Below are 23,609 nucleotides of genomic sequence, written 5' to 3'. Positions count from 1 at the left end.
TAATGGGTAAATATAATGAGTTAACGAAATATTTAAACTATATTGATGATGACAATTTTGGCGAGTGGGTTATAGATAATAAAAATGAAGGTACTATAGATAATCCTATCCAAATGCCTTTTGTAAGTTATTCCAAAATGATAATAGACTTTGAAAAGGATATTTATAAATTTGTGGAAGCAAATCCAAATTTGGAACTAAAACAATATAGCGATATCTTAGAAAGTCATGGCATCAAGTGGTCTAGCGAGTCAATGGAAGAAGCTGATTTAACAAATGTTGATGAACGTTGTGTGCTAGCTCTATTATTAGCTATCGTACGAGCAAATCGAATGTGTGAAGGCACATTATTGAGCTTTTTTAAGAATGGAAGTATAAAAAGGTGGCTTTCGTATTTAGGAGAGATCGATGAAAATCAATGTTAATAAATCTTATAAGATTGAATAGCTGGCAAATATTGATGTAAGTGGAATTGCTTTGATATGTATGTGCAATTGTATATTTGAATTTTCAGTTTTATTTCTGTTTATGAATAATCTTATAATAGTGCTATTGTTTTCAAAGTAGATAGCATGCCTTCTTACATTCATAATGTCATACCATTACTATTACTTAACTTATGAAATACAATCGATTTCTAGTATTCTTATAACCTAGAATTCTTTTGGAACTCTTTATAAAACTACATGGTTGTTTATTTTTATTGCTCTTCAATACTATTTCATTTTACATAGGGTAAGTACAAATAAAAGCACTAGTTCGTAATGGACTAGTGCTTAATTATATAAAGCGAGGGAGGGTGACATTTTGCTTATTTCCTACAATGGTGGGAGAAACTTCCTGTTTTATTTTCATCGTTTTAGTTACTGCTATTTTATACTCATTTGAACGGATACTAAAAACCAGCCATCCTTTACGTCCCATCGTAAAAATCCATCATATTTTTCAGCCACTACCATAACGGAAGATAGACCGATACCTTTTTTTTCATTCCCTCTTTTACGACTTAAAATTTCACCATTGTTAAGATGTAATTTACCATCAAAAGTGTTGTCGATTGTTAACATTAAATTGCCGGCATGTGAAGAAATACGAAGCTTTAGTTTTCGTTTTTCTTCAGATAGAGTTCTACAACCTTCGATAGCATTTTCTAAGAGATTACCTAACAATACGCATAAATCAGTATCATCTATTCCGTTGTTGTTATCAAGGACGCATTGTACATCTATATGAGGGATATCTTCTGATCGAGCAAGTGAAATATAGTGGCAGATAATAATGTTCGCAGTATAGTTTTCACACAACATCATATCTTTATCTGTTGGTACAGATTTACGATATTGTTCTACAAAGAGAGCTAATTTATCATACTCTTTGTATGTCACCATCGCCGAAATAACCGCGAGTTGATGACGTAAATCATGTCGTGCAGCTCGTGTTTCTTCTATATTGCGATGAAGTGCAGCATACTGCTCTCCTTGTATAGCTAGAAGTCGTTCAGATTGCTTGCTTTTTTCTTCTAACTTTACTGCTAGTTCCATTTGTTTAATGACCTTCGCAAGAAGCGCTACCACCAATATGGACCCAATGATAATAGAAAAACGGATAGATAAAATGATAAGTGAAATCTTATGGTCAAAAGCTTCCATTGTGGTGATAATTGAAATTATAGCGAAAGTAAGGGGAATGCATGTTAAGTTTCTCCATATAGAAATGACTTCAATTTGCATAATTGGTCGTATGCTTCTTTTAAACACAAGAAATAATACAGGGTAAATGAGCAAGGTGATTGTTCCTCGTACAAAAACATCTGTACGATAGGGCGCTGTAGCAAATGCATCCGCAAACCAAGTACGATTTATGATATAGGAAAGATCAATTACAGACATAACTATTCCAACCATAAAGAAATCCATAAACAGTATTTTACTTTTACTATCCTTGATAAATGCTAAGGAAAGCAATACATAAGGAATCATAAATAATTTACGATGCCAGGCTAATACAGCTTCTCCAAATGGATAGTGAAAGGATAGAAATAAATATGAACATCCTTGTACCAACATAATGGCAGTAGCATAAAGCATAAGTCGAGAAAAAGGTATTTTCAGTCTATCCATTACAGGCGCATGGCGTAAAGGAAAAAAAGGATATACACTTAAAATTCCAAATAAGAAAGACCAAATGAAGGATTCATTATGTATCATTTACTAATTCCCCCTCATCTTTAGAAAGAAGTAGTCAGACATTGCTTTTTTTATGGAAGGTTTATTTTTTATGGTTAGTTGAGCTTTGGCACCATCCTTCATCAAAATATAATCATCTTCAATTCGTGCTACGTAATTCATATTAACAATACATCCACGATGACATCGTAGGAAACAGCCCTCTGTTTTTAGCTCTTCATCAAAGTTAGCTATAGATTTTGTGGTTGTGATTGTTTTTCCTTTAACATGAAGTATACAGCCACGTGTCGCAACTTCTATAAATTCCAAATCTTTTAAGAATACTCTATATTCCAAACGATCACTAAGAAATGAAATTGATTTGAAGTGTTCAGTATAACTGCTAATTGCTCGTTTGAACGTTTGATGGAAGTCTTCATTTGTATAGGGCTTCACTAAGTACCCATCTGCCATAATCTTATAGCTTTCTACCGCGTGATTTTCTGAAGTAGTAGTGAAAATGACGGCACCAGAAAACCCTTCAGCTTTCAAAAGCTTAACAGCATCCATTCCAGTCATTCCATCCATGTAAATATCCATAAATAGAATATCGGGATGCAGGGTCTCTTTTTTTACCATTGTAAGTAGTGATTCAGCATTTTCAAATTCTTCTACTACATAATCTAATAACTCCGCGCAGGAATAACTGTCAATATATGTAAGTAGAGTATCGCGCTCTATTTTCGAATCATCACAAATTGCTATATACATACGTATCCTCCGCTTCATAGATAAGAATATCTAATTCAAATTATACATGTAAAATAGTCACAACTCAACGTTTAAAGACCCAAATATAATATTTACTTTTGAAGATAAAACACCAGTTATTTTTCATGTCGTTTAAAGTCTTTTCAAACGCCTTCGCGTTTTTTTTACTATGTCGATTGCTATAATTATACTGCTTAAATTGTAAGTAATATACTGTTTGGGAGCAGTAAGTTCAGAAAGGAGAATATTGTTATGTTAGCAATTCTCTCAAATAGCATTGAGAATGCAGCTAGACTCTCCGAGAATCTTCAATACTATTGGAACTCACATGGTGTGTACGCTAGTGTGTCCCTCTTTGAAGATGATGAGGAATTTATAAATGCATTTCGTTTGCATCAGTATAAATCTGTGATATTGAAAACTACAAAAAATACACTTGAGTTAATTGTCAAAATACGTGATATTAAGTCAGATTGCAAGATTGGCATACTTATTGATACTTGCGATTGTGCAAAGGAAACTGAGATTGCTTGTACTTATCGGAACTATGGTGTTGAAATGGTACTTACGCGATTGGATTTGGAAAGGCCATTGGAGCTGATTTCGAAACAGCTAAGTATCGTCTGAAACAAATCTATATCGAAATAACATGTGATTTCACAACACGCATGGATTCTATAGAACTCGTTGATTTACATGGTACTAGAGTTAATCATAAGTAACATACCTTTATAAAACGATGTTATAGGATGTAAACGAAGATTATTCTGTTATTTCATGGATAGACAAAAAGAAGATTCTGCATAGAAACAGTCAGTATAACTGCAGAAAGAGAGGTAGTAGAATAAGAAATGAATCGTACAAAATATCAAACAGCGCTTATTTTAGAGGGTGGTGGGATGCGTTGTCTTTACACTTCGGGGGTTTTGGATTGTTTTTTAGATCATGGAATTGAAATTAAAAACTGTTATGGTGTTTCCGCTGGTGCTATTTGTGGTATGAACTATATTGCGAAACAAAAGGGGCGTACCTATCGTACGGTAGTGAACTACATACATGATAAAAACTATTGTAGTATTAGGAGTTTGCTTACCACTGGAAATCTTTTTGGAGTTGATATGCTTTATAATCAAATTCCGAATTTCCTTGATCCATTTGATTATGATACTTTCGCAAAGAGTGATAGTCGATTGACAATGGTATGTAGTGATGTAAAATCTGGGAAGCCTAAATACCATAAGGTAAAAGATATGCGAAAAGAGATAACGTATTTGCAAGCATCCTGTTCTTTACCGATGGTTTCACGTATGGTAAAGATTGATGAAAACAAATATCTTGATGGTGGCATCACTGATAGTCTTCCATTAGCTAAAGCGATAGATGATGGTAATGAAAAAAGTATTGTTATTCTAACGCAATATCGAAAATATCAAAAAAAAGCAGAAGGAATTTTTACGAGGATTATTGGTAGAGTGATGTATTTTCGATACCCTTTATTATTAAAGGCGGGAATGGAGCGTCATAAGGTTTATAATAAACAACTTGAATTTGTATCATGGCAGGAATCACAAGGGAAGGTACTAGTGCTTGCCCCAGATGAACCAGTCACCATTGGAAGAACTGAAAAGAATAAAGATAAACTTTCTGATCTGTACCTACAGGGCTACGATGATGCATCAAAGAGACTGGAAGAAGTTATTAAATTCTTACAGAATGAATAGATTAATACATGTTGTAGAAATTACAATAAACGAATATATAAATAAGGAGAATAGCGTGAAAAAGAATAAATTAAAAAAAATATTATCGATTGCACTAGCACTTGCTTTGACTATGGGGATATTACCAACAAAGGTTTTAGCAAGTGAAACCAATATACCAACTAGAACAACAATGTTGGATGTATCAAAGATAACAGAAACTACGGATATGTTAGAAAGTGAAGGGTGGAAATGGATTCCTACAGATAGTGGTGGAACGTTAATGCTTAAAAATAGTTATATACAAGGAGAGGACGATGCATTACGTCTACCCTATGGAGATATATCCATCATATTAGAGGGCGAAAATACAATTGAAACAAGAAGATCTACATTTGGTTCTACAATTAGGTCAGACGGTCCTGATGCAAACGTTGAATCCAACATAACGATTGTTGCTAAAACAGATGATGCAAAACTTAATATACTTCGAAAAGATGCCTCACCTACTAAAGAAATTCCTTATGGAATTGGAGGGAATAATATTACCATTAAATCGGGTGATATCTATACAAATATGGGCTTTTGCATAATTGTTAGCCGTTTTGCGCTTCAAGGAGGATCACTTAAAATAGATACGCCCAATGTTACAGATTCTGATGGAATATATACTATTAAAGGGAATGTAGATATTACAGGTGGTAATCTCGATATTGATACTGGGAGAGTTGGCATATGGATGCCTGGTGATACAGGTGAGGGCGAAAGAAAGGTCAATATCACTGGAGGAGACGTCAAAATCAGAAGTGGTTTTGGAGCGATTTATGCAAAAAACATTATTATTAATACGAATGGTAATCTAGATTTGCAGGGTGATAAATTTGCGTTGAAGGCTTTTCAAAAGAACGAAACAGGTGCTGTTTTGGAGATACTTTCAGCAGGAAGTATAATTCTAGATGGTACTGACCATTATTTACCTAAAGTTACAGATGAGAATACAACTGTTACTATTAGTGAAGCAAACTATTCCCAAGTTGAAACGGCGATTACAAAAGCGAATGCATTGAATCCTGATGATTATGCGTCTGACTTAACTAATGTAAAAGCTGCTGTAGATGCAGTCGTTAAAGGAAAAAAGGTTTTGGAACAAAACCTTGTAAATAGTTATGCTTTATCGATTGAAAATGCAATTAAGGCATTGGAGCCTAAAAAGGCCATTTATGATAAAGTAGATGCAGCGATTGCTAAAATCCCTTCTGACTTAAGTATTTATACAAAAGATAGTGTTAATGCACTGAATGATGCAAAAAATGCAGTTATTCGTGGCAAGGATAAAAGTGAACAAGGAATTGTTGATGGATATGCTAAGGAAATTGAAAATGCATTGGCAAATCTTAAAAAGAAGACAGAAATATCAATCACAAACTCTGAGACGGGCGTAAAAATAGAATATGATGACGGTACACCGATTGAGATTGATTTTACGCTGGCTGTTGTTTCAAAATCACAAGCAGAAATGAACACATTCAAGAATGATATTGATAAAGCCGCTCCAGGATTTGTTTTAGATGGACTGTATGATATTTCTATGATGAAAGATGGATTGAAAATTCAACCAAACGGTAAGTTAAAGATAAGTATCCCATTAACAGATACGATGAAAGCTATGACAAATTTAAAGGTTGTTTATATTAGTGATAGTGGAAATGTAACTGTTATTCCAAGTGAAGTGAAGGATGGTCATATAATTTTTGTAACTGATCACTTAAGTTATTATGGCGTGATTGGAAAAACAAAAGATACTGTTAGTGATGATAAGAATAGCACGAATAAATCACCTGAAACTAGCGATAGTTCATCAATAGAGTTGCTTGTAATGATGACATTTGTTTCAGGTATAGGTCTTGTTATCCTTAGGAAAAAAAGTAGAAAGTATGAATCTTAGTACAGAAATAACTTCGTAAAGATTCTGAATTATGAAATGATGACACCTGTCAAGTTTAATATCGGATGGGTGTCTTTTTTTGTTAGAATTTTAACTTATGACTAGAACTCAATTGGAGATAAGCTTTTTATTCTTGAGATGAAAAAAACTATTGGATGCTTCAATGGAATGTATGTGTTTTTCTTCAATATATTATGATTGATTATCAAAGCTTACAAGAGTATGATTAAAACATGACCACTCATGTCAAGTTCAATACATGAAGTAAGGGAGCGTGTTTTTATGAAGGATAATAGATATTTTCAAATGGTGTATCTTTTGTTAGAAAAAGGGAATATGACTGCCCCAGAACTAGCAAGGCATTTTGAAGTGTCAGTGAGAACGATATATAGAGATATCGATATTCTAAGTTCTGCTGGTATACCTATATATGCTACACAGGGAAAAGGAGGAGGAATTTTTATTCAAGATAAATTTGTATTAAATAAATCTATTCTTAGTGAAGGAGAACAAAAACAAATCATTATGGCATTACAGGGAATTAGAATGGTGGAAGATGATAATACAAGTGCATTACTATCAAAGTTAAGTAGTGTGTTTCAAAAACAAGATACAAACTGGTTTGAATTTGATTTTTCAAGTTGGACAAAAACTGGTGCGAGAAAAGAAGTCTTTCATACACTACAAAGTGCAATTTTTAAGAGTAAGAAAGTATCCTTTCAATATTACAATGGAAAAGGAGAAGCTGTTGAGCGTTTAGTGGAACCATTGAAGTTGGTATTTAAGTCCTATGATTGGTACTTATATGGATTCTGTTGTATGAGAGATGATTATCGTTTTTTTAAGCTAACACGCATTAAGAATTTGGTTATGAAAGATGATGGTTATGTACGAGCGGTGCCAGAGGGGATTTTTTCAAGATCCGAAAAGTTTGAAATGGACATGGTCAAAGTAACGCTTTTATTTGATAAAAGCATGTCCGTTCAAGTATATGAGAAATTCGATGAAGAGGTAATAGTAAGAGAAGATGGGAATTTAATAGTAGAGACACTGATGCCCAATAATGAACTATTATTTCGCTATGTTCTTTCATGTGGTGAGAAAGTAGAAGTTATTTCTCCTCAAAGTATACGCGATATCATATCAGAAAGAGTAAGAAAAATAGCAGATAAATATAAAACATGACACGGCTTTGCAAGTTATAAATGGTATGATGGAGTTAACATATGAAGAACAAAGTTATCAAATATGTTAACGAATGGTAGTCACACGTAGATGTGATGTTATCCATTTATAAGGAGAGGTCAATATGACAGAAAAAGCATTAGTAGTAATAGATATTCAAAATGATATGACAAAGAATTACAAAGAAATCTTAGGCAATATCAACCAGTCTATAGATTGGGCAGTTAAAAACGAAATTCCAGTAGTTTATATAAGACATTATAATTTATCAGATGGCACAAGAACGTTCAAACCCAATACTGTTGGATCTGAGTTAGCTACAGGTTTGAACATTGTATCAAATCATGTTTTTGAAAAATCAAAGAGTAATGCATTAACGAGTGAGGAGTTTGTAGACTTTATAAATAAAAATGGTATTAGTGAATTCTTTATAACAGGTGCAGATGCTTTTATATGTGTGAAATCAACTACCTTTAATATGCGAAAGGCAGGCTATGAAGTAAATGTCTTATCGGATTGTATTACAAGTTACGATAAACGTAAAATCGATGAGATGTTGAAGTATTATGAAAGCAAAGGTTGTAAGATTATGAAGTTAAGTGAACTGATTGAAGCTTAGTAAAATAAGGGTTTAAGAATAAATATACTGGAATCTTTATGCGTATACGGTATAATTCTTATATGGTAACTATATGAGGAGTTGATTTTGTCCGGCGCACTTGATGCTACATATTCAGTAGTATAAGTGAAACGTAGAAAACTTAAATAATCAAAATTTGTATTTGATTTTACCTATCAAAGATAGGTCTTATTGTAATGCAACAGATTATTTATGAAAACCACGTTATTCTAGATTCTTCTAATGAAGTGTGAATTTTGAAGTGCACCCCATAAATTGGACAACTAATTAATGGAGGTGCATTTTATTATGTCAAAGCTCACAAGAGAGGAAAAAACTGTAATATAAATAATTGAGCGATTAATTAACGGGAATATAAAGCAAGTCAAGAATCTAAAAAGATTATTGACTTTTCGTATGCATTTCATTCACAAATACGTATTTACCTATTCCTTCTTAACTTGATAACATTTTAGGTTAGGGTATCTTTAAAAAATATAAAAGATAGCAATAATAATGAAAAGCAACTAAAATATATCTATATAATTACTTGGTGAAAGGAGGATGTTGCAATGAAGAATAACATTATTAATGTTGTTACTGTACTAGATTATATAGAAGATAATTTAGCAGAAAAGCTTGATTTAGAGACTATTGCAAATGCTGTTCACTATTCGAAATATCACCTACACCGAGTATTTATGGATACTATTCATATGAGTATTCGTGATTATGTAGTAAGAAGGAAACTAACGGAATCGGCAAAGCTTCTTGTGTTCTCCAACAAATCGATCATGGAGATTGCTTTGATTGCTGGATATGAAAGCCAACAAGCATTTACAACTAGCTTTAAATTTATGTATAAGAAAACGCCTAATGAATATAGGAAAGCAGAAGAATTTTATCCATTGCAACTGCGATATAATTTGAATAATCAGCCAACTAAAGTAACTACAGAAATTGATTGGAGAACAGATATTCAATATGCATTAGAGAGTGATATTGACGCATGGATGAATCTTGTTTACCAAGTGATAGATGGTTTTCCAAATCTAAAGGAAGAAGAATATTTAGAAAAGTTAAAACAGTGCATTCATAGTCAACAAGCATTCGTGATATTTGATGGAAGCATGATGATTGGTGCTATGGCATTCTGTAAAGAAACTGGTAGTGTAGAATTTCTCGGGGTACATCCACAATATAGAAAACATGATATAGCTAGATCATTTCTATTGCGTTTATACCATGAACTTTTAAATGAAGTACCTATTTCTGTCACAACTTTCAGAGAGGGAGATAAAGCAGATACTGGATATCGAGATGCTTTTAAAAAGATTGGATTTGCGGAAGGAGAACTTTTGACTGAGTATGGATATCCAACGCAAAAAATGATCTTAAAGAAAAGTATGAAGGAGGAAAGTGATTGTGAGTGATACTTTAAACATAAGTGTTAACAATCCTCTTTCTAGAGATTTTACAATGAAGTCATTATTAAAGTTTGCATGTCCCTCTATTGTAATGATGATGTTTATGGGATTGTATACGATTGGGGATACAATCGTAATATCACGATTCGTTAATACAAACGCATTATCTGCATTAAATATAGTTACACCTGTCATCAATGTAATTGTGGGTCTAGGAGCCATGCTGGCGACTGGTGGGAGTGCAATTATAGCGAAGAAAATGGGAGAAGGAAATCATGAACGAGCATCTCAAGACTTTACCCTGATTGTTATTGCTGGAGTTATTTTAGGAGGACTTGTTTCATTGATTGGCTGTTTGTTTATTGATAAGATCATCTATGCATTAGGGGCAAGTGATATATTGTTTCCATACTGTAAAAAGTATCTTCTTATTATTCTGTTATTTACACCTGCTAGTATTATGCAAGTGTTATTTCAAAATTTAATAGTAACAGCAGGTAAACCTGGTTTTGGTATGGTATTATCCATATGTGCAGGTGCGTTTAATGTATTGTTAGATTATATTTTTATAGTACCTATGGGAATGGGAATTGCAGGATCTGCATTAGGAACTGGAATAGGATACTTAATTCCAACTGTGATAGGTATCATTTTCTTTCTTAGGAATAAAGGAACTCTTTGCTTTAAGAATCCTATACTCAATATGCAAGTATTATGGAAGTGTAACTCAAATGGATTTTCAGAATTTGTAAGTCAGATAGCAACTGCTCTTACGACCTTTCTTTTCAATATCATAATGATGAAGTTACTAGGTGAAGATGGAGTAGCAGCAATTACTATTATCATTTATACACAGTTTCTACTAACAACGTTATACATTGGTTTTACAATGGGTGTAGCACCTATTATTAGCTACAATTACGGAAGTAAAGAGTATGAGAAGTTGAAAAAGATATTTCGAATATGTTTGTGTTTTATAGGACTTGTATCTGTTTTGATCTTTTTGATATCTATGACTTTTGGGTCACAGCTAGTTAGCATATTCTCACCAAAAGGAACGGATGTTTATCAAATAGCAAGAGAAGGATTTCTAATTTTTCCTATTAGTTTTCTGTTCTGTGGCATTAATATTTTCGCATCCGCAACCTTTACTGCGCTATCCAATGGAATTGTATCTGCGATTATATCATCACTTAGAATATTTGTTTTTATTTCCATAGCGTTGCTAGTACTACCTAGTATATATGGCGTCTTAGGGATTTGGCTTGCTGTACCACTTGCGGAACTACTGTCCTTATTTATATCATTATACTTTATCTTCAAGCATAAAAAGGATTACCATTATCTTTAGATTCCAATGAGAAGAAACCCTTCATTTTAGGTCTGAATAGAAGAGGAAACCTAAAATTATGTATGATATCCTATCATCATATATAAGGAGGTTTATTTATGGAATTACCATTTCAAATTGTAGAAAAAGAAAGTTTTAAAGTGTTAGGTTATCGAATCGAAACAACAAACAAAAAACAAGAAGGAAGAAAGATGATACAAGAGTGTTGGAATACCTTTCGTAATAGTTCACAACAGGAGATATTAATGTCTCGAAAAACGCAAGAACCTTATGGTTTATTTGGAATAAGTGAATATAATATTGATTCTGAAGATGCAAGACGTTTTGCTTATTATATTGGGATTTCTTCTAGTGACGAGATGGAAGGAGACTTGGTGTCTTATACAGTGCCTAAACAAACTTGGGCAATCTTTCCTTGTACAACGGATACTATGGGAAAAATTCAAGTTCAAGCGATTACAAAATGGTTACCTAAATCAAAGTATGTTCCACTAAACAAAGGATACATCACTGGTAGGATGAAATCAGGTGCTCCAGATATAGAATGCTATTTGAATGAAGATGGGGATGCTCAAATATGGATTGCGGTTAGCGAGAAATGAACGATTATAAGTAAGAAAGATAAGAGATTGAGAAACACTCATAGAGTGCATTAGACTTATTGGTTGGTGACTGATAAGTCTTTTTATATAGGTATACTTATGTTAGAATAAATTCATAAATGAAGTATACATGGAGGTAGGGTTATGAAGATATTGCTTTTGTGTTTAAATGCATTTGAAATGATGGAAGTAAGTCCGTTCATTGATGTGTTTGGATGGGCAAGGGATGACTTCAATTGTGATATTGAAGTAATTACTTGTGGTTTCCATAAGAGTGTTAAGAGTACTTTTGGTGTTCATATGGAAGTTGATGTCGTAATTGAAGATGTAGATGTACAAGAGTATGATGCTTTAGCAATTCCTGGTGGTTTTCAAGAGTATGGTTTCTATAAAGAAGCATATGATGATAGAACTTTAGAGTTGATTCGTTCATTTGATAAGCTACATAAACCAATTGCCTCTGTATGTGTTGCGGCATTCCCTCTTGCGAAAAGCGGCATCTTGAAAGGAAAAAGAGCTACTACCTATCATTTAAGAGGTGGTTATAAAAGAGAAGAGTTAAAAGAATTTGGTATACTTCTTGGAGATGAATGGATGGAAATAGATGAACATATCATTACTTCTTCCTGCCCTAAAACAGCACCAGATGTTGCCTATGCATTATTAAGTATGTTAGCTACAGAAGAAAAAATGAACGAAGTGAAACAGGCTATGGGATATTAACTATAAGTATTGAAACATGTCCGAAATTTACAGTGAAAATATGTGCGATTTTCTTTATAATATTCCTGTAATAAAAAGACTACATAAGAGTGTAGATAAAGCAGGAGGCTACGTATGAACTGGGAACCATGGAGTGGATGTTATAAGATTAGTGAGGGTTGTAGCAATTGTTATTTTTATGGACCAAATGCAAAACGTTATGGACAAAATAAAATAGAAAAAACAGATAAATTCAATTGGCCAATTAGAAAGAATGCAAAAGGGGAATACAACATCAAAGGAGATAAGATTCTTGCGACATGTTTTGCGACGGATTTTTTCTTACCAGAAGCAGATGAGTGGCGTAAAGAAGCTTGGGCTATGATAAAAGAAAGACAGGATATTGAGTTTTTGATTCTAACAAAGCGTATTGATCGCTTTCTTGTATCACTTCCTGAGGATTGGGGAACAGGATATGAAAATGTGAATATTGGTTGTACCGTTGAAAATCAGGAAACAGCAGATTACCGTCTTCCTTTGTTTTTATCTTATCCTATAAAAAGACGTTTTATCGCGTGTGCTCCATTACTAGAATCCATCGATTTAACACCTTATTTACATGGAGTAGAACACGTGAGCGCAGGTGGAGAAACTGGTCGTGATGTGCGCGTATGTGATTATGATTGGGTTTTAAACATCCGTGAACAATGTATCAAAGCGAACGTAACCTTCTGGTTTAAAAATACGGGTTCACAGTTTATACGAAACGGTAGTATAGAAAAAGTGAATCCATTCAAACAAACAGGACTAGCGAAAGAGTTAGATATCAATATACTTAATGGGAAAAAATTGTTTTAATGAAGAATGATATAAGAGGTGAAATAAAGTATGGATACTTTCATAAATCTAACAGAAGAAAATATTGCAGATGAACATTTGTGTTGTATTATAAGAAATAAAAAACCACATGCTGGTGTTGAGGCAAAAAGAGAATGGCTATCGAATCGATTGAAAGAAGGTCATGTTTTTCGAAAACTTCAAAAGCAAGCGGTTGTATTTATTGAATATGCACCTCTTGAAAAAGCATGGGTACCTATTATTGGTGAGAATTTTTACTATATCTATTGTTTATGGGTTTCAGGTAGTGAAAAAGGACACGGATATGGAAAGTCTTTGATGCAGTATTGTATAGAAGATGCGAAAGCCAATGGGAAATCTGGTATTTGTATGCTTGGCTCTAAGAAACAAAAGCATTGGCTTAGTGATCAAAACTTTGCGAAGAGTTTTGGGTTTGAAGTTGTAGATCGAACAGATAGTGATTATGAGCTGCTTGCTTTATCATTTGATGGCACTATACCTTCTTTTACACAGCAAGGAAAAGCATCAAAAATTGATGAGAAAGATCTAACGATGTATTATGATATGCAGTGCCCATATGTTTATCAAACAATTGAAAAGATAAAAGCATATTGTGAACAAGAAAACATCCCTTTGCGTCTACAATGTATTGATACCTTGGAAAAAGCTAAGCAATTACCTTGTGCGTTTAATAATTTTGCAGTCTTCTATAAGGGTATTGTTGAGACTGTGAATTTATTAGAGATATCATCTTTAGAAAAAATAACAAAACAGAAGGACTTAACATTGTAACTTAAAACATAGATTTATTTAAAACGCTTCATTTTACAATATTTCAATTTATTCGATCTACTTATGATATACTATATATATTGGGGTGGAGGAGAATAAAATGATAAAACTATATTTAAAGGGGAAGGAAGTTCCAAATTATAAAGATTGGTCTCTTTTTAATAATGCAGATAATGACCAAATTATTTTATCAGTTGAATATCATTCAGGGAAAAAGTTTGCACTATCATTTGACCAGTGTAGAGTTTTTCCGTGTTATGAAGTCAGTGGAGATTTGCTTTTTTATAAAAATAGTAGATGTTCTAGACAGATAAAAAGTGCACTAGCCGTTGGAGAGAAATATTTAATTGTAAAATATTCAAATTCGGATAAACCATATATATTGAATTTGAAGGATGCGCATATAAGCGAATCATCAGATATTTCATCAGATGATGTGTATGGTTATTTTCGTGGTATTGCTACTGAAAGAGTATCAATCGCAATTGGTGAAAACAAATCAATTGCAGAAAATATTGATAGACAGTTTGACAAAGTAGTGGCTTTCAAAGATTCTGCTTTGCAAGCATATTTAACAAAGGATGTTGCTAAAAGAGAAGGATTATCTAGTTTGGTTTTTCCTTTTGGAATTAATGAATCACAATTAAAAGCTGTAACACAGGCTTTCAAATCACAAATTTCTGTGATAGAGGGGCCTCCAGGAACCGGAAAGACACAAACTATTCTAAATATCATCTCTAATATTATTGTAAATGGCGGCACCTGTGCAATCGTCTCTAACAATAATCCGGCAGTTGAAAATGTATATGAGAAACTTGAAAAAGTAAATCTTGATTTTTTGGTTGCAAAATTGGGTAATGATAAAAATAAAAAACTGTTCTTCGACTCTATCAAGTATGAAAAACCAAAAGACTATAAATCTGTGAGTATACAGCAAATAGATTCAAGTTTAAAAACTCTAACGAAATATTTAAAAGTGAAAAATGAGTATTCTCAAATCATCAGTGAAATAGATGAAATTGAAATTGAAAAGAAATATTTGGAAGATTGGTACAACGACTCCATAACAAATGAATTTACAATAACAATGAAAAAACAGTCCTCAGCTAAATCGATCGAGTTACTTACATATTTACGTTCGTTACCAGAAAGTTCATTGACTTTTCTGAATAAAATAAAGCTGCTGGTAAGTTATAGAATAATCAAAAGTGATTTTTTAAATGTAAGTGACGAGAGATTGCTTTATATATTTAGACTACAACTGAATTTTTATAATAGTTTATTAAAAGAAAAAAAAGATGAGCAAAAATCATTAGAAAACTTATTAAAAAGCATACGATATGATGAAATATTAGAAAATTTAAAAAAGGATTCATTAGATTTCCTATATGGTTATATTGATAATCAAATGCCTAATAAAGCTACTAGTTTTACAGATAAAAATTATAGGAAAGAGTTTGATAGCTTTACAAAAGCTTTTCCTGTTATTGGAAGTAGTACGCACTCACTTTTGAATTCTATCGCTGATGGAGCTCTATTAGATTATGTAATTATAGATGAGGCTTCTCAACAAGATTTAGTACCAGGAATATTATGTTTTGCATGTGCGCGAAATGTGATAGTTGTGGGAGATAGAAAACAGCTTCCACACATTCCTACACCGTCCAAATTGAAATGTCCAAATGAATTATATGATTGTGAAAAATACAGCCTTTTAGATTCTATATGTGAAATATTTGAAAATGATATACCAAGAACACTATTAAAAGAACATTATAGATGTCATCCGAAAATTATTAAATTCTGTAATAAGCAATTCTATGACAATCAATTAATTCCAATGACGATAGATAAAGGAGAAGATGCTTTAACACTTGTTATCACAGCCTTAGGAAATCATATGCGACATAACGCTAATTTAAGAGAAATTGAGTCTATCCAAAAAACTCATAAACTTGCAGGCTACCTCAGTGACGATAAAGGCTTTATATCTCCATATAATGCACAGATCAAATTGGCGCATAAATTATTGTCACCAGAAATAAAAAAAGACACGATTCATAAGTTTCAAGGAAGAGAGTGCAGTGAAATAATATTTTCTACGGTACTTGATAAGAAAGTCTGTAGCAGAGCTCAAATAGATTTTGTGGACAATGCATCACTAATCAATGTTGCTGTTTCTCGAGCAATTCATAAGTTTACTCTTGTTACAGGAAATAATGTATTTGCAGATAATAATAAATATATTGCTGCACTAGTTCGTTATATGAAATATTATGCAAATGATCATGATATTTTTGATAGTCCAGTAATCTCAGCATTTGATTTGCTTTATAGTGAGTATGACAAATCGTTAAGTAAACTTCAATCCAAATTACGAAAGGGAGATTCAACCTATAAATCTGAACAAATAGTTGCAGCGATACTTAGGGATATTTTAGAACAAGAAGAGTTTACATCTTTAGTAGCCTATAAACAAATCTATTTAAAACAGTTAGTAAAGATAGATAATGAAGTATTTACCAGCAGAGAAACAAGTTTTATAAATAAAGGAGCCAGTTGTGATTTTGTCATTTACTTTAAAACAGGAAAGAATCCTATTTCTGTAATTGAAGTAGATGGAGGTTACCATGATTTACCAAAGCAACAAGAACGAGACTTGCTAAAGAATAGCATATTAGGGAAAGCTAATATTCCTTTATTGAGATTGCCGACAACAGCTAGTGATATCGAACTGAAGATTATACAACATTTAAGAAATTGTATAAAAGATTCTGTAGATGAAATCGAACTAGGGAATTTTGATGAAGAATAAGTAGAAGAACTTTGTGTTATATCTTGAAGATAGCTATATAGATAGAAAAAAAATCATCACCTTCATATGATGGTTTTTTTTGTATAAGGGTATCCAGTTTAACAGGAAAATATATTCAACGATTATTTTTATTATATAGTTGACACAGTCACTACTACGTGATACTATATACCTGTAGTAAGTAGTACTTAATACCCACTGCAAAGATTAGGGGTGAATTGTATGGATAATTTAACAGAGATGTTAAAAGGAGTATTAGAAGGCTGTGTTTTAGAAATCATTCGTCATCATGAGACGTATGGTTATGAGATCACACGTAAATTGAATGCGTTAGGATTTAGCGATGTAGTAGATGGAACAGTGTATACTATTTTGGTAAGACTTGAAAAAAACAAATTAGTAGATATTACAAAGAAACCATCAGATATGGGACCTCCCCGTAAATTTTTTAAACTGAATGAAGCTGGAGAAAAAGAACTCGCTTCTTTTTGGCAAAAATGGGAGTTTGTCGCATCAAGAATTAACCACTTAAAGGAGGGTGAAGACAATGCATGAATTTTTTGACAACTATTTCAATATCCGTAAAATGATAGAGAGTAAACGTGAATATAAAGAAACGATGGCAAGAGTAAAGAAACTACCTGAAGATTATCAGTATGTCTTTAAGAAGATACAATCGCATATGTGGAATTTTGCCTCAGGTGCAGGATATGACATAATGGCAATCCACAACGATTTGATCGGGTTGTTTGAAGAAAGTGCCGCAAATGGAAGAGATGTATTAGAAGTTACTGGAGATGATGTTGCGTCTTTTTGTGAAGAGTTATTACGCAATGCATCTACGTATACAGAAGATTGGCGTACAAAATTAAACCGTGATATTCATCAAAAGTTGAAAAGATAAAATACAAGGAAAAAGAAGTAAACATTGTATGGAGAATAAAACGAAATGGTTATTGTGCCCAATATGCAAAAACAAAACACGAATTATGTTAAGGGAAGATACTGTGATGAAGAACTTTGTCTTGTATTGTCCAAAGTGTAGACAGGAACATCTTATCGATGTAAATAAAGGAAATATCAAAATATTAAAAGAGCCAGACGCAATGACGCAGAGCCAATCATTTTAAGAGTTATGAACTCGTTGATGATTGGCTCTTTGTGTTTATAAAGGAGAAAAAAGATGGAACATAAAATGATAGAAGTACAGGGTTTGAAGAAATCATTTAAGCAGTTGGAAGTTTTGAAAGATGTTCATTTCGATGTGAAAAGAGGTGAAGTATTTGCGTTATTAGGGAGTAATGGAGCGGGTAAGACAACCTTGATTAAGATCTTATCAACGTTATTGTCTGCGGATGGAGGTAAGGCAGTTGTTTGTGGATATGATGTAACAAGGGATGCGATGAAGGTAAAAGAAGTGATTAGTTTGACTGGTCAGTTTTCCGCAGTGGATGAGGTTTTAACGGGAAGAGAGAACTTGACATTGATTGCCCGACTTCGTCATATTCAAAATGTAAAAGAACAAGTAGAAAGTTTATTGATGAGATTTCAGTTAATGGATGCGGCAGATCGACGTGCTTCCACATATTCAGGTGGTATGAAACGTCGTTTGGATATTGCGATGAGTTTATTAGGGGATCCTGAAGTGATTTTTCTGGATGAACCAACGACTGGATTAGATCCAGAGGCACGGATGGACGTATACAAAGAAATAAAGGAGATGTCTGATAAAGGTGTCACGGTGTTTTTGACTACACAATATTTAGAGGAGGCAGAGCAATTGGCAGATCGAATTGCGATTTTACATGAAGGAAGAATTTTATTATGTGGAACCCTTGATGAATTAAAGAAACAATTACCACAAGCAAAAGTGGAATACGTTGTAAAACAACCAAGTTTGGAAGATATCTTTTTATCTGTTATCAAAGCAAAGGAGAGTAAGTAAATATGAAACATACAAGCTATTATTTTATAAGTGATATGGTGGTCATGTTGCAACGTTCTTTACATCATATCTTTCGAAGTCTTGATACGATCATCACAGTAACACTAACACCAGTTGCGATTATGTTGTTGTTTGTGTATGTGTTTGGTGGCGCAATGGCCGCAACTATGACAAGTGCTGAATTTACAACCTATATGTTGCCTGGAGTGATGTTGATGTCCATTGCAGGAGGAGTTGCATATACTGCCCTTCGCTTGTTTACGGATATAAAGAGTGGTATCTTTGATCGTTTTCATTCCATGCCTATTTCAGGATTTGCCCCTCTTTGGGGACATGTTCTTACTTCCTTGGTATCCAATCTGCTATCTCTTGCGGTGATTATGGTGGTTGCTTTATGTATGGGATTTCGTTCCTCCGCAAGTATTTTACAATGGTTCGCTATTTTGGGGATTCTAACCTTATTTACGCTTTCTTTGACTTGGGTAGCAGTTGTCGCTGGGTTAAAAGCAAAGTCACCTGATGGAGCGAGTGCTTTCTCCTATATTCTAGTATATTTACCATTCCTTAGTTCTGCATTTGTTCCCACAGAATCTATGCCACATGCTTTAAGGATATTTGCACAACATCAGCCAGTGACAGCAATCGTAGATAGTATAAGAGGATTGTTCGCAAACCAAGCGGTTGGTAATGAACTATGGGTTGCTTTATCATGGTGTATGGGAATCTTAATCGTTGCGTTTTTATTCGCCATGAGAATCTATCGACAAAGATCTTGTGATTAAATAAGAATCAGGGTGTTGGAAATAAGCGTTCTTTAGAATGATATGCAGGTAGTTTATTGGAACAGCTGGGATGGGAGATATCCATGTGATTTGTCTGTTTTTAACACAAAAATCATATTTGTGAACATTCTACTCTAGAATTCATGGAATAATTACACTTTTTTTACTCCTCTTTTACAAAACATGAACGCACTTCCTTTATGATAATTGTGTGCTTAGCACATTAGGTAAACTATAAAAGGAGAACATATGAAAAAAGGTAGTAAATTTTTAATGAGTGCCCTATTGGGGATGACACTGCTTGCAGGATGTAGCAGTGGAGGTGAAGAAACAAAGGACATTACGATCGCATTCCTTCCAAATGAAAAAACACCAGAGAGAAGTGAAGAAGCATTCGCTATGTTAGAAGAAGAAGTAAAAGCAGCATTAGGGGATAATTACAATGTAAAGGTATCTGTATTAGATGATTATGCCGCAGTTACAGAAGCGATGTTATCAGGAACTGCACAGATTGCTTGGGAGAGTGGGGCAACGTTCGCAACAACTTATGAGAAAAACAACAAAGTACTTCCAGTTGTATCTTATGGCCCAGAAGGGAATGCTGAAAAGTCAGGATATAATGCGTACATTGCTACCAATGTGAAAAACAAGGCAGACTTTGAAGGAAAAACAAGAGAAGAAAAATACGAACAATTAAAAGGAAAAAGCTTTAGCTTTGTATCCGCATCTTCTACAAGTGGATGTTTAGTACCTACACAATCCTTATGGGAAATCTTTGGAACTGAGGGAGAAAAAGTAGTTACTAAGAAAGAAGAAATCAATGTGAAGAAAGAAAGTGAAGGAGGATTGTTCTCCGATGTACAATACGGTGGAAATCATCCAGGTTCTGTAACATTGATTGCACAAGACAAAGTATATGCAGGGGCTTACTGTTGTAACTATGGGGATGATTATGAAAAAGATTTATATATCATCGATGAGCAGTTCGTACCAAATGGACCACTTTGGGTAAATACAGAAGTATTGACAGAAAAAGAAGTAACAGATTTAACCGATCACTTTGTAAATTTAACAAGTGAAAATGCGATCAATAAGAATTTCTTTGCGAAAGAGAATGGATTCTTCTTTGAAGCAGAAGATGATACAACAACGTATCGTTTCTTCAAAACAGATGTATCACGTTACCAGTTCATTCTAGATATGAACAAACAAGGATTATAATCCTAACCAAGCTGTCCTCTTTAGAAAAGAACGACAGCTTTTCTTATGTCTTCCTTTACAGAAAAAACATAAATCTATATGTATGTAAAGAACTTGTAACAGACGTTTTACCTCATATTAACAAATCCCGCTTTTAAATACGTTACAATCAGCATGTAGAAAAGGAAATTAGGTGACGATATGAGAAAAGAAATATTAAGAGTAGACAACGTAACAAAAATATATAACAATCAAGTGCATGCGTTAAAGGATGCGAGTTTCTCCTTACATGAAGGAGAATTCATTAGTGTGATTGGTCCTAGTGGCTCTGGAAAGAGTACACTTCTTCGTTGTATCAATCAGATGATTGATGTATCCAATGGAAATATTTATTTCATGGATGAGGATGTGACCAAAGCGAAGAAAAAGAAAATACGCGATATTCGAAGAAATATTGGAATGATCTTTCAACATTACAATCTTGTATATCGTTTGAACGTGTTAGAAAATGTATTGCATGGACGTTTGGGATATTATCCTACATGGAAAAGTGCTCTTGGCTTATATGCGGAAAAAGATATTGAAAAAGCAGCACAAATATTAGATATGCTAGGGTTAAAGGATCGCCTTTATACGAAATGTTCACAGTTATCTGGGGGACAAAAACAACGTGTAGGGATTGCTAGAGCATTGATTCAAAATCCAAAGATGGTGTTATGTGATGAACCTATCGCTTCACTTGATCCTCAATCTAGTAAAGTTATTATGGAACATCTTCATGGAATCACTAAAACAATGAATATTCCATGTCTTGTGAATCTTCATCAAGTGGATGTAGCCTTACATTATTCAGATCGTATCATTGGAATGCATGAGGGAACAATTGTATTTGATGGGAAACCAGAAGAACTTAGCAACGAGGTGATTGAAAAGATATATGGAGTACCAATGTCTGAATTGATTAGTAAAGTTGAGGAGGTTGGCGCATGAGTTATTTCCTCCATAGACGTAAAGTGATGTTGATTGGGTGTGTGTTATTGTTAGGGATGATTACCATTTCCACACTACGCCTAGAAATTGATTGGTTAAAAATACTCGTGAATTCTAAGAATTCTTGGGTACGATTCACACAAGAATATTTACCAATGGATCTAAGTGTACTACCTACCCAGTTGTATCAATTATGGGTGACCATTGTGATCTCTATAGCGGGTGCATTTGTAGGAATGGTACTTGCCTTCTTCTCCTCTTTGGCTTTATCAAAGAATACAGGAAAGAATACCATTTTAAAATATGCAGTACGTGGATTTGCGTCCTTTACTAGAAATATACCAGAAGCGGTATGGGCAATCTTATTAATTCCATTTTTATGGTTTGGAGAGTTTCTAGGATTCCTTGTAATGTGTATCATCTCTTATGGGTTTTTAACTCGTACATTTGCGGACGCTATTGATGAAGCCAACAGTAACTGTTTGGAGGCACTCGAGGCAACCGGGGCAAACTATTGGCAAATCATTGTACATGGAGTGATTCCAGAAACAATGCCAGCTTTAATTTCATGGAGCTTATACGCTGCCGAAAATAATATACGAAGTGCAACCGTAGTAGGAATGCTTGCGGGTGGTGGTATTGGATGGTTGATGGGAGTATACAAAGACTTCTATCAAATGAAAAGTTTATGTACCGCCATTGCGTTAATTGTGCTCGTAGTCATTATTACCGATCAAATATCTACACAGATCAGAAAGAGGCTATTATGATGGAACAAGTGTTAACTATGCAATCCGTAGATAGTCTACGGAAAAAGAAAAAAGGAAAATATGTAATTAAACAAAGAGATATGACCTCTCGTATCATATATACAGTATTGTTGTTGTTTGGAGGTATCTGTATCTACTTTCTTGGGTTTATGTGCGATTATCAATGGGATCAAGTACGTCCTGATTTAATCGTAAGTATCTTAGTGAAATTCTTTGATTACTCTAGTATCTCAATGTTATCTATTAAGAATATTACCTTATCGTTATGCAATACCTTATTGTTGGCTTTTATGACAACCATTATTGGGACTTTCATTGGATTGATACTTGGATTAGGGGCAGCACGAAATCTTTCCAATCCATGGTTATCCAATATCATACGAGGAATTGCAGGATTTATTCGTGCGGTACCAACTATTATTTGGACGATTCTATTTGTATCTGGATTTGGATTAAGCGCTACAACAGCGATTGTTGGGATGAGTTTCCATAGTATTGCGTACTTTATTAAGTCATATTCAGAGGCGTTTGAAGAGGTGGATAAAGGAACCATTGAAGCATTGCGTGCGACTGGTTCAAGTTGGGGACAAATTGTAACAAGTGCAGTCTTACCAACATCTTTTACCAAAATCATCTCTTGGATTGCGATGCGTAGTGAAATGAACTTTGCGGCAGCGGTTATCATTGGTCCTGCTGTTGGAGTACCTGGAACGATAGGTTCTATCTTAAATCAATTTGCACGTGGTGGAAACTATGGAGGACTTGGCTTATGTATCCTTGTGATTTTCCTAAGTGCACTTACCTTTGAAATCTTTTTAACAAAATATAAACAAAGAACACTGATTACCAATGCTTAGGTAGTCAGTGTTTTCGTGTGCCGGGCATGGCATACATCTAAGTGGTGAAAGTCCACTGTGGAGGTTTAGTCGCTAACCACTAGTCGAAGACAAGGGTGTCCATCGTGAGATGGAATCTGAAGGAAGTCCTAGG

At 33.9% G+C, this 23,609-nt stretch carries 24 protein-coding genes; 22 read left to right on the top strand and 2 right to left on the bottom strand.

Annotated elements, in window-relative coordinates:
• Positions 1-2: 2 nt before the first annotated feature.
• A complete protein-coding gene (locus tag ACWG42_RS11745) occupies positions 3-425 on the top strand; it encodes a DUF6508 domain-containing protein (protein WP_455792563.1) in 423 nt (140 codons plus the stop codon).
• Positions 426-869: 444 nt separating this feature from the next.
• Here the strand turns inward: ACWG42_RS11745 and ACWG42_RS11740 are convergent, their stop codons facing one another.
• Together ACWG42_RS11740 and ACWG42_RS11735 are read right to left on the bottom strand one after the other, a co-directional pair.
• Positions 870-2,207, bottom strand: a complete 1,338-nt coding sequence (locus ACWG42_RS11740) for a GHKL domain-containing protein (protein ID WP_455792561.1) — start codon at positions 2,205-2,207, stop codon at positions 870-872.
• A gap of 3 nt (positions 2,208-2,210) precedes the next feature.
• Positions 2,211-2,936, bottom strand: coding sequence for a LytR/AlgR family response regulator transcription factor (locus ACWG42_RS11735; RefSeq protein WP_455792560.1), 726 nt, complete (start codon positions 2,934-2,936; stop codon positions 2,211-2,213).
• A 252-nt stretch (positions 2,937-3,188) separates the two neighbouring features.
• On the opposite strand from ACWG42_RS11735, the gene ACWG42_RS11730 reads away from it, so the two are divergent.
• The 21 genes from ACWG42_RS11730 (at position 3,189) to ACWG42_RS11630 (ending at position 23,476) form a co-directional block, all read left to right on the top strand.
• A complete protein-coding gene (locus tag ACWG42_RS11730) occupies positions 3,189-3,563 on the top strand; it encodes a hypothetical protein (RefSeq protein ID WP_455792558.1) in 375 nt (124 codons plus the stop codon).
• A 224-nt stretch (positions 3,564-3,787) separates the two neighbouring features.
• Positions 3,788-4,657 (top strand): patatin-like phospholipase family protein, encoded by an 870-nt coding sequence (locus tag ACWG42_RS11725; RefSeq protein WP_455792556.1) that lies wholly within the window; start codon positions 3,788-3,790, stop codon positions 4,655-4,657.
• 55 nt (positions 4,658-4,712) lie between these two features.
• A complete protein-coding gene (locus ACWG42_RS11720; protein WP_455792555.1) occupies positions 4,713-6,581 on the top strand; it encodes a hypothetical protein in 1,869 nt (622 codons plus the stop codon).
• 282 nt (positions 6,582-6,863) lie between these two features.
• Positions 6,864-7,766, top strand: coding sequence for a helix-turn-helix transcriptional regulator (locus tag ACWG42_RS11715; protein ID WP_455792554.1), 903 nt, complete (start codon positions 6,864-6,866; stop codon positions 7,764-7,766).
• Between the two features lie 124 nt (positions 7,767-7,890).
• A complete protein-coding gene (locus ACWG42_RS11710; RefSeq protein WP_455792553.1) occupies positions 7,891-8,385 on the top strand; it encodes a cysteine hydrolase family protein in 495 nt (164 codons plus the stop codon).
• Positions 8,386-8,957: 572 nt separating this feature from the next.
• Positions 8,958-9,818, top strand: coding sequence for a helix-turn-helix domain-containing protein (locus ACWG42_RS11705; protein ID WP_455792552.1), 861 nt, complete (start codon positions 8,958-8,960; stop codon positions 9,816-9,818).
• Positions 9,811-11,163 (top strand): MATE family efflux transporter, encoded by a 1,353-nt coding sequence (locus ACWG42_RS11700; protein ID WP_455792551.1) that lies wholly within the window; start codon positions 9,811-9,813, stop codon positions 11,161-11,163. Before ACWG42_RS11705 ends, ACWG42_RS11700 begins: the two co-directional genes overlap by 8 nt.
• A gap of 98 nt (positions 11,164-11,261) precedes the next feature.
• On the top strand, positions 11,262-11,765 hold the full coding sequence (locus ACWG42_RS11695) for a GyrI-like domain-containing protein (RefSeq protein ID WP_455792549.1): 504 nt from the start codon (positions 11,262-11,264) through the stop codon (positions 11,763-11,765).
• 144 nt (positions 11,766-11,909) lie between these two features.
• On the top strand, positions 11,910-12,488 hold the full coding sequence (locus ACWG42_RS11690; RefSeq protein ID WP_455792548.1) for a DJ-1/PfpI family protein: 579 nt from the start codon (positions 11,910-11,912) through the stop codon (positions 12,486-12,488).
• 114 nt (positions 12,489-12,602) lie between these two features.
• On the top strand, positions 12,603-13,325 hold the full coding sequence (locus tag ACWG42_RS11685; protein ID WP_455792547.1) for a DUF5131 family protein: 723 nt from the start codon (positions 12,603-12,605) through the stop codon (positions 13,323-13,325).
• Positions 13,326-13,355: 30 nt separating this feature from the next.
• The gene (locus ACWG42_RS11680; RefSeq protein WP_455792546.1) at positions 13,356-14,117 is read left to right on the top strand and encodes a GNAT family N-acetyltransferase; all 762 of its coding nucleotides are present in this window, start codon (positions 13,356-13,358) and stop codon (positions 14,115-14,117) included.
• A 100-nt stretch (positions 14,118-14,217) separates the two neighbouring features.
• On the top strand, positions 14,218-16,932 hold the full coding sequence (locus ACWG42_RS11675; protein ID WP_455792544.1) for an AAA domain-containing protein: 2,715 nt from the start codon (positions 14,218-14,220) through the stop codon (positions 16,930-16,932).
• A 222-nt stretch (positions 16,933-17,154) separates the two neighbouring features.
• Positions 17,155-17,487 (top strand): PadR family transcriptional regulator, encoded by a 333-nt coding sequence (locus ACWG42_RS11670; RefSeq protein ID WP_455792542.1) that lies wholly within the window; start codon positions 17,155-17,157, stop codon positions 17,485-17,487.
• Positions 17,480-17,836: a DUF1048 domain-containing protein gene (locus tag ACWG42_RS11665; RefSeq protein WP_455792540.1), complete on the top strand. Its 357-nt coding sequence runs from the start codon at positions 17,480-17,482 to the stop codon at positions 17,834-17,836. The genes ACWG42_RS11670 and ACWG42_RS11665 overlap by 8 nt, the downstream gene beginning before the upstream one ends.
• Before the next feature lie 28 nt (positions 17,837-17,864).
• Entirely contained in the window at positions 17,865-18,062 is a 198-nt protein-coding gene (locus ACWG42_RS11660) for a cysteine-rich KTR domain-containing protein (RefSeq protein ID WP_455792538.1), read from the top strand.
• A 53-nt stretch (positions 18,063-18,115) separates the two neighbouring features.
• Positions 18,116-18,877 carry an ABC transporter ATP-binding protein gene (locus tag ACWG42_RS11655; protein WP_455792536.1) on the top strand — a complete coding sequence of 254 codons (762 nt, stop codon included), beginning with the start codon at positions 18,116-18,118 and terminating at the stop codon, positions 18,875-18,877.
• Between the two features lie 2 nt (positions 18,878-18,879).
• Positions 18,880-19,659 carry an ABC transporter permease gene (locus ACWG42_RS11650; protein WP_455792534.1) on the top strand — a complete coding sequence of 260 codons (780 nt, stop codon included), beginning with the start codon at positions 18,880-18,882 and terminating at the stop codon, positions 19,657-19,659.
• Positions 19,660-19,908: 249 nt separating this feature from the next.
• Positions 19,909-20,880, top strand: a complete 972-nt coding sequence (locus ACWG42_RS11645) for a PhnD/SsuA/transferrin family substrate-binding protein (protein WP_455792532.1) — start codon at positions 19,909-19,911, stop codon at positions 20,878-20,880.
• Between the two features lie 180 nt (positions 20,881-21,060).
• A complete protein-coding gene (gene phnC, locus ACWG42_RS11640) occupies positions 21,061-21,849 on the top strand; it encodes a phosphonate ABC transporter ATP-binding protein (RefSeq protein WP_455792531.1) in 789 nt (262 codons plus the stop codon).
• The gene (locus ACWG42_RS11635; protein ID WP_455792529.1) at positions 21,846-22,619 is read left to right on the top strand and encodes a PhnE/PtxC family ABC transporter permease; all 774 of its coding nucleotides are present in this window, start codon (positions 21,846-21,848) and stop codon (positions 22,617-22,619) included. The genes phnC and ACWG42_RS11635 overlap by 4 nt, the downstream gene beginning before the upstream one ends.
• Positions 22,619-23,476, top strand: a complete 858-nt coding sequence (locus ACWG42_RS11630) for a PhnE/PtxC family ABC transporter permease (protein ID WP_455792528.1) — start codon at positions 22,619-22,621, stop codon at positions 23,474-23,476. The genes ACWG42_RS11635 and ACWG42_RS11630 overlap by 1 nt, the downstream gene beginning before the upstream one ends.
• Positions 23,477-23,609: the final 133 nt, after the last annotated feature.

The organism is Amedibacillus sp. YH-ame10 (assembly GCF_053848885.1).
This window is presented reverse-complemented; position numbering and strand designations above follow the sequence as displayed.

Bases quoted from the DNA above. Each gene is read 5' to 3' on its own strand.
- ACWG42_RS11655 (WP_455792536.1), top strand. From the start codon at position 18,116: ATGGAACATAAAATGATAGAAGTACAGGGTTTGAAGAAATCATTTAAG.
- ACWG42_RS11650 (WP_455792534.1), top strand. From the start codon at position 18,880: ATGAAACATACAAGCTATTATTTTATAAGTGATATGGTGGTCATGTTG.
- ACWG42_RS11665 (WP_455792540.1), top strand. From the start codon at position 17,480: ATGCATGAATTTTTTGACAACTATTTCAATATCCGTAAAATGATAGAG.
- ACWG42_RS11675 (WP_455792544.1), top strand. From the start codon at position 14,218: ATGATAAAACTATATTTAAAGGGGAAGGAAGTTCCAAATTATAAAGAT.
- ACWG42_RS11705 (WP_455792552.1), top strand. From the start codon at position 8,958: ATGAAGAATAACATTATTAATGTTGTTACTGTACTAGATTATATAGAA.
- ACWG42_RS11725 (WP_455792556.1), top strand. From the start codon at position 3,788: ATGAATCGTACAAAATATCAAACAGCGCTTATTTTAGAGGGTGGTGGG.
- ACWG42_RS11690 (WP_455792548.1), top strand. From the start codon at position 11,910: ATGAAGATATTGCTTTTGTGTTTAAATGCATTTGAAATGATGGAAGTA.
- ACWG42_RS11735 (WP_455792560.1), bottom strand. From the start codon at position 2,936: ATGTATATAGCAATTTGTGATGATTCGAAAATAGAGCGCGATACTCTA.
- ACWG42_RS11680 (WP_455792546.1), top strand. From the start codon at position 13,356: ATGGATACTTTCATAAATCTAACAGAAGAAAATATTGCAGATGAACAT.
- ACWG42_RS11730 (WP_455792558.1), top strand. From the start codon at position 3,189: ATGTTAGCAATTCTCTCAAATAGCATTGAGAATGCAGCTAGACTCTCC.
- ACWG42_RS11740 (WP_455792561.1), bottom strand. From the start codon at position 2,207: ATGATACATAATGAATCCTTCATTTGGTCTTTCTTATTTGGAATTTTA.
- ACWG42_RS11685 (WP_455792547.1), top strand. From the start codon at position 12,603: ATGAACTGGGAACCATGGAGTGGATGTTATAAGATTAGTGAGGGTTGT.
- ACWG42_RS11745 (WP_455792563.1), top strand. From the start codon at position 3: ATGGGTAAATATAATGAGTTAACGAAATATTTAAACTATATTGATGAT.
- ACWG42_RS11645 (WP_455792532.1), top strand. From the start codon at position 19,909: ATGAAAAAAGGTAGTAAATTTTTAATGAGTGCCCTATTGGGGATGACA.
- ACWG42_RS11670 (WP_455792542.1), top strand. From the start codon at position 17,155: ATGGATAATTTAACAGAGATGTTAAAAGGAGTATTAGAAGGCTGTGTT.
- ACWG42_RS11715 (WP_455792554.1), top strand. From the start codon at position 6,864: ATGAAGGATAATAGATATTTTCAAATGGTGTATCTTTTGTTAGAAAAA.
- ACWG42_RS11695 (WP_455792549.1), top strand. From the start codon at position 11,262: ATGGAATTACCATTTCAAATTGTAGAAAAAGAAAGTTTTAAAGTGTTA.
- ACWG42_RS11660 (WP_455792538.1), top strand. From the start codon at position 17,865: ATGGAGAATAAAACGAAATGGTTATTGTGCCCAATATGCAAAAACAAA.
- phnC (WP_455792531.1), top strand. From the start codon at position 21,061: ATGAGAAAAGAAATATTAAGAGTAGACAACGTAACAAAAATATATAAC.
- ACWG42_RS11710 (WP_455792553.1), top strand. From the start codon at position 7,891: ATGACAGAAAAAGCATTAGTAGTAATAGATATTCAAAATGATATGACA.
- ACWG42_RS11630 (WP_455792528.1), top strand. From the start codon at position 22,619: ATGGAACAAGTGTTAACTATGCAATCCGTAGATAGTCTACGGAAAAAG.
- ACWG42_RS11635 (WP_455792529.1), top strand. From the start codon at position 21,846: ATGAGTTATTTCCTCCATAGACGTAAAGTGATGTTGATTGGGTGTGTG.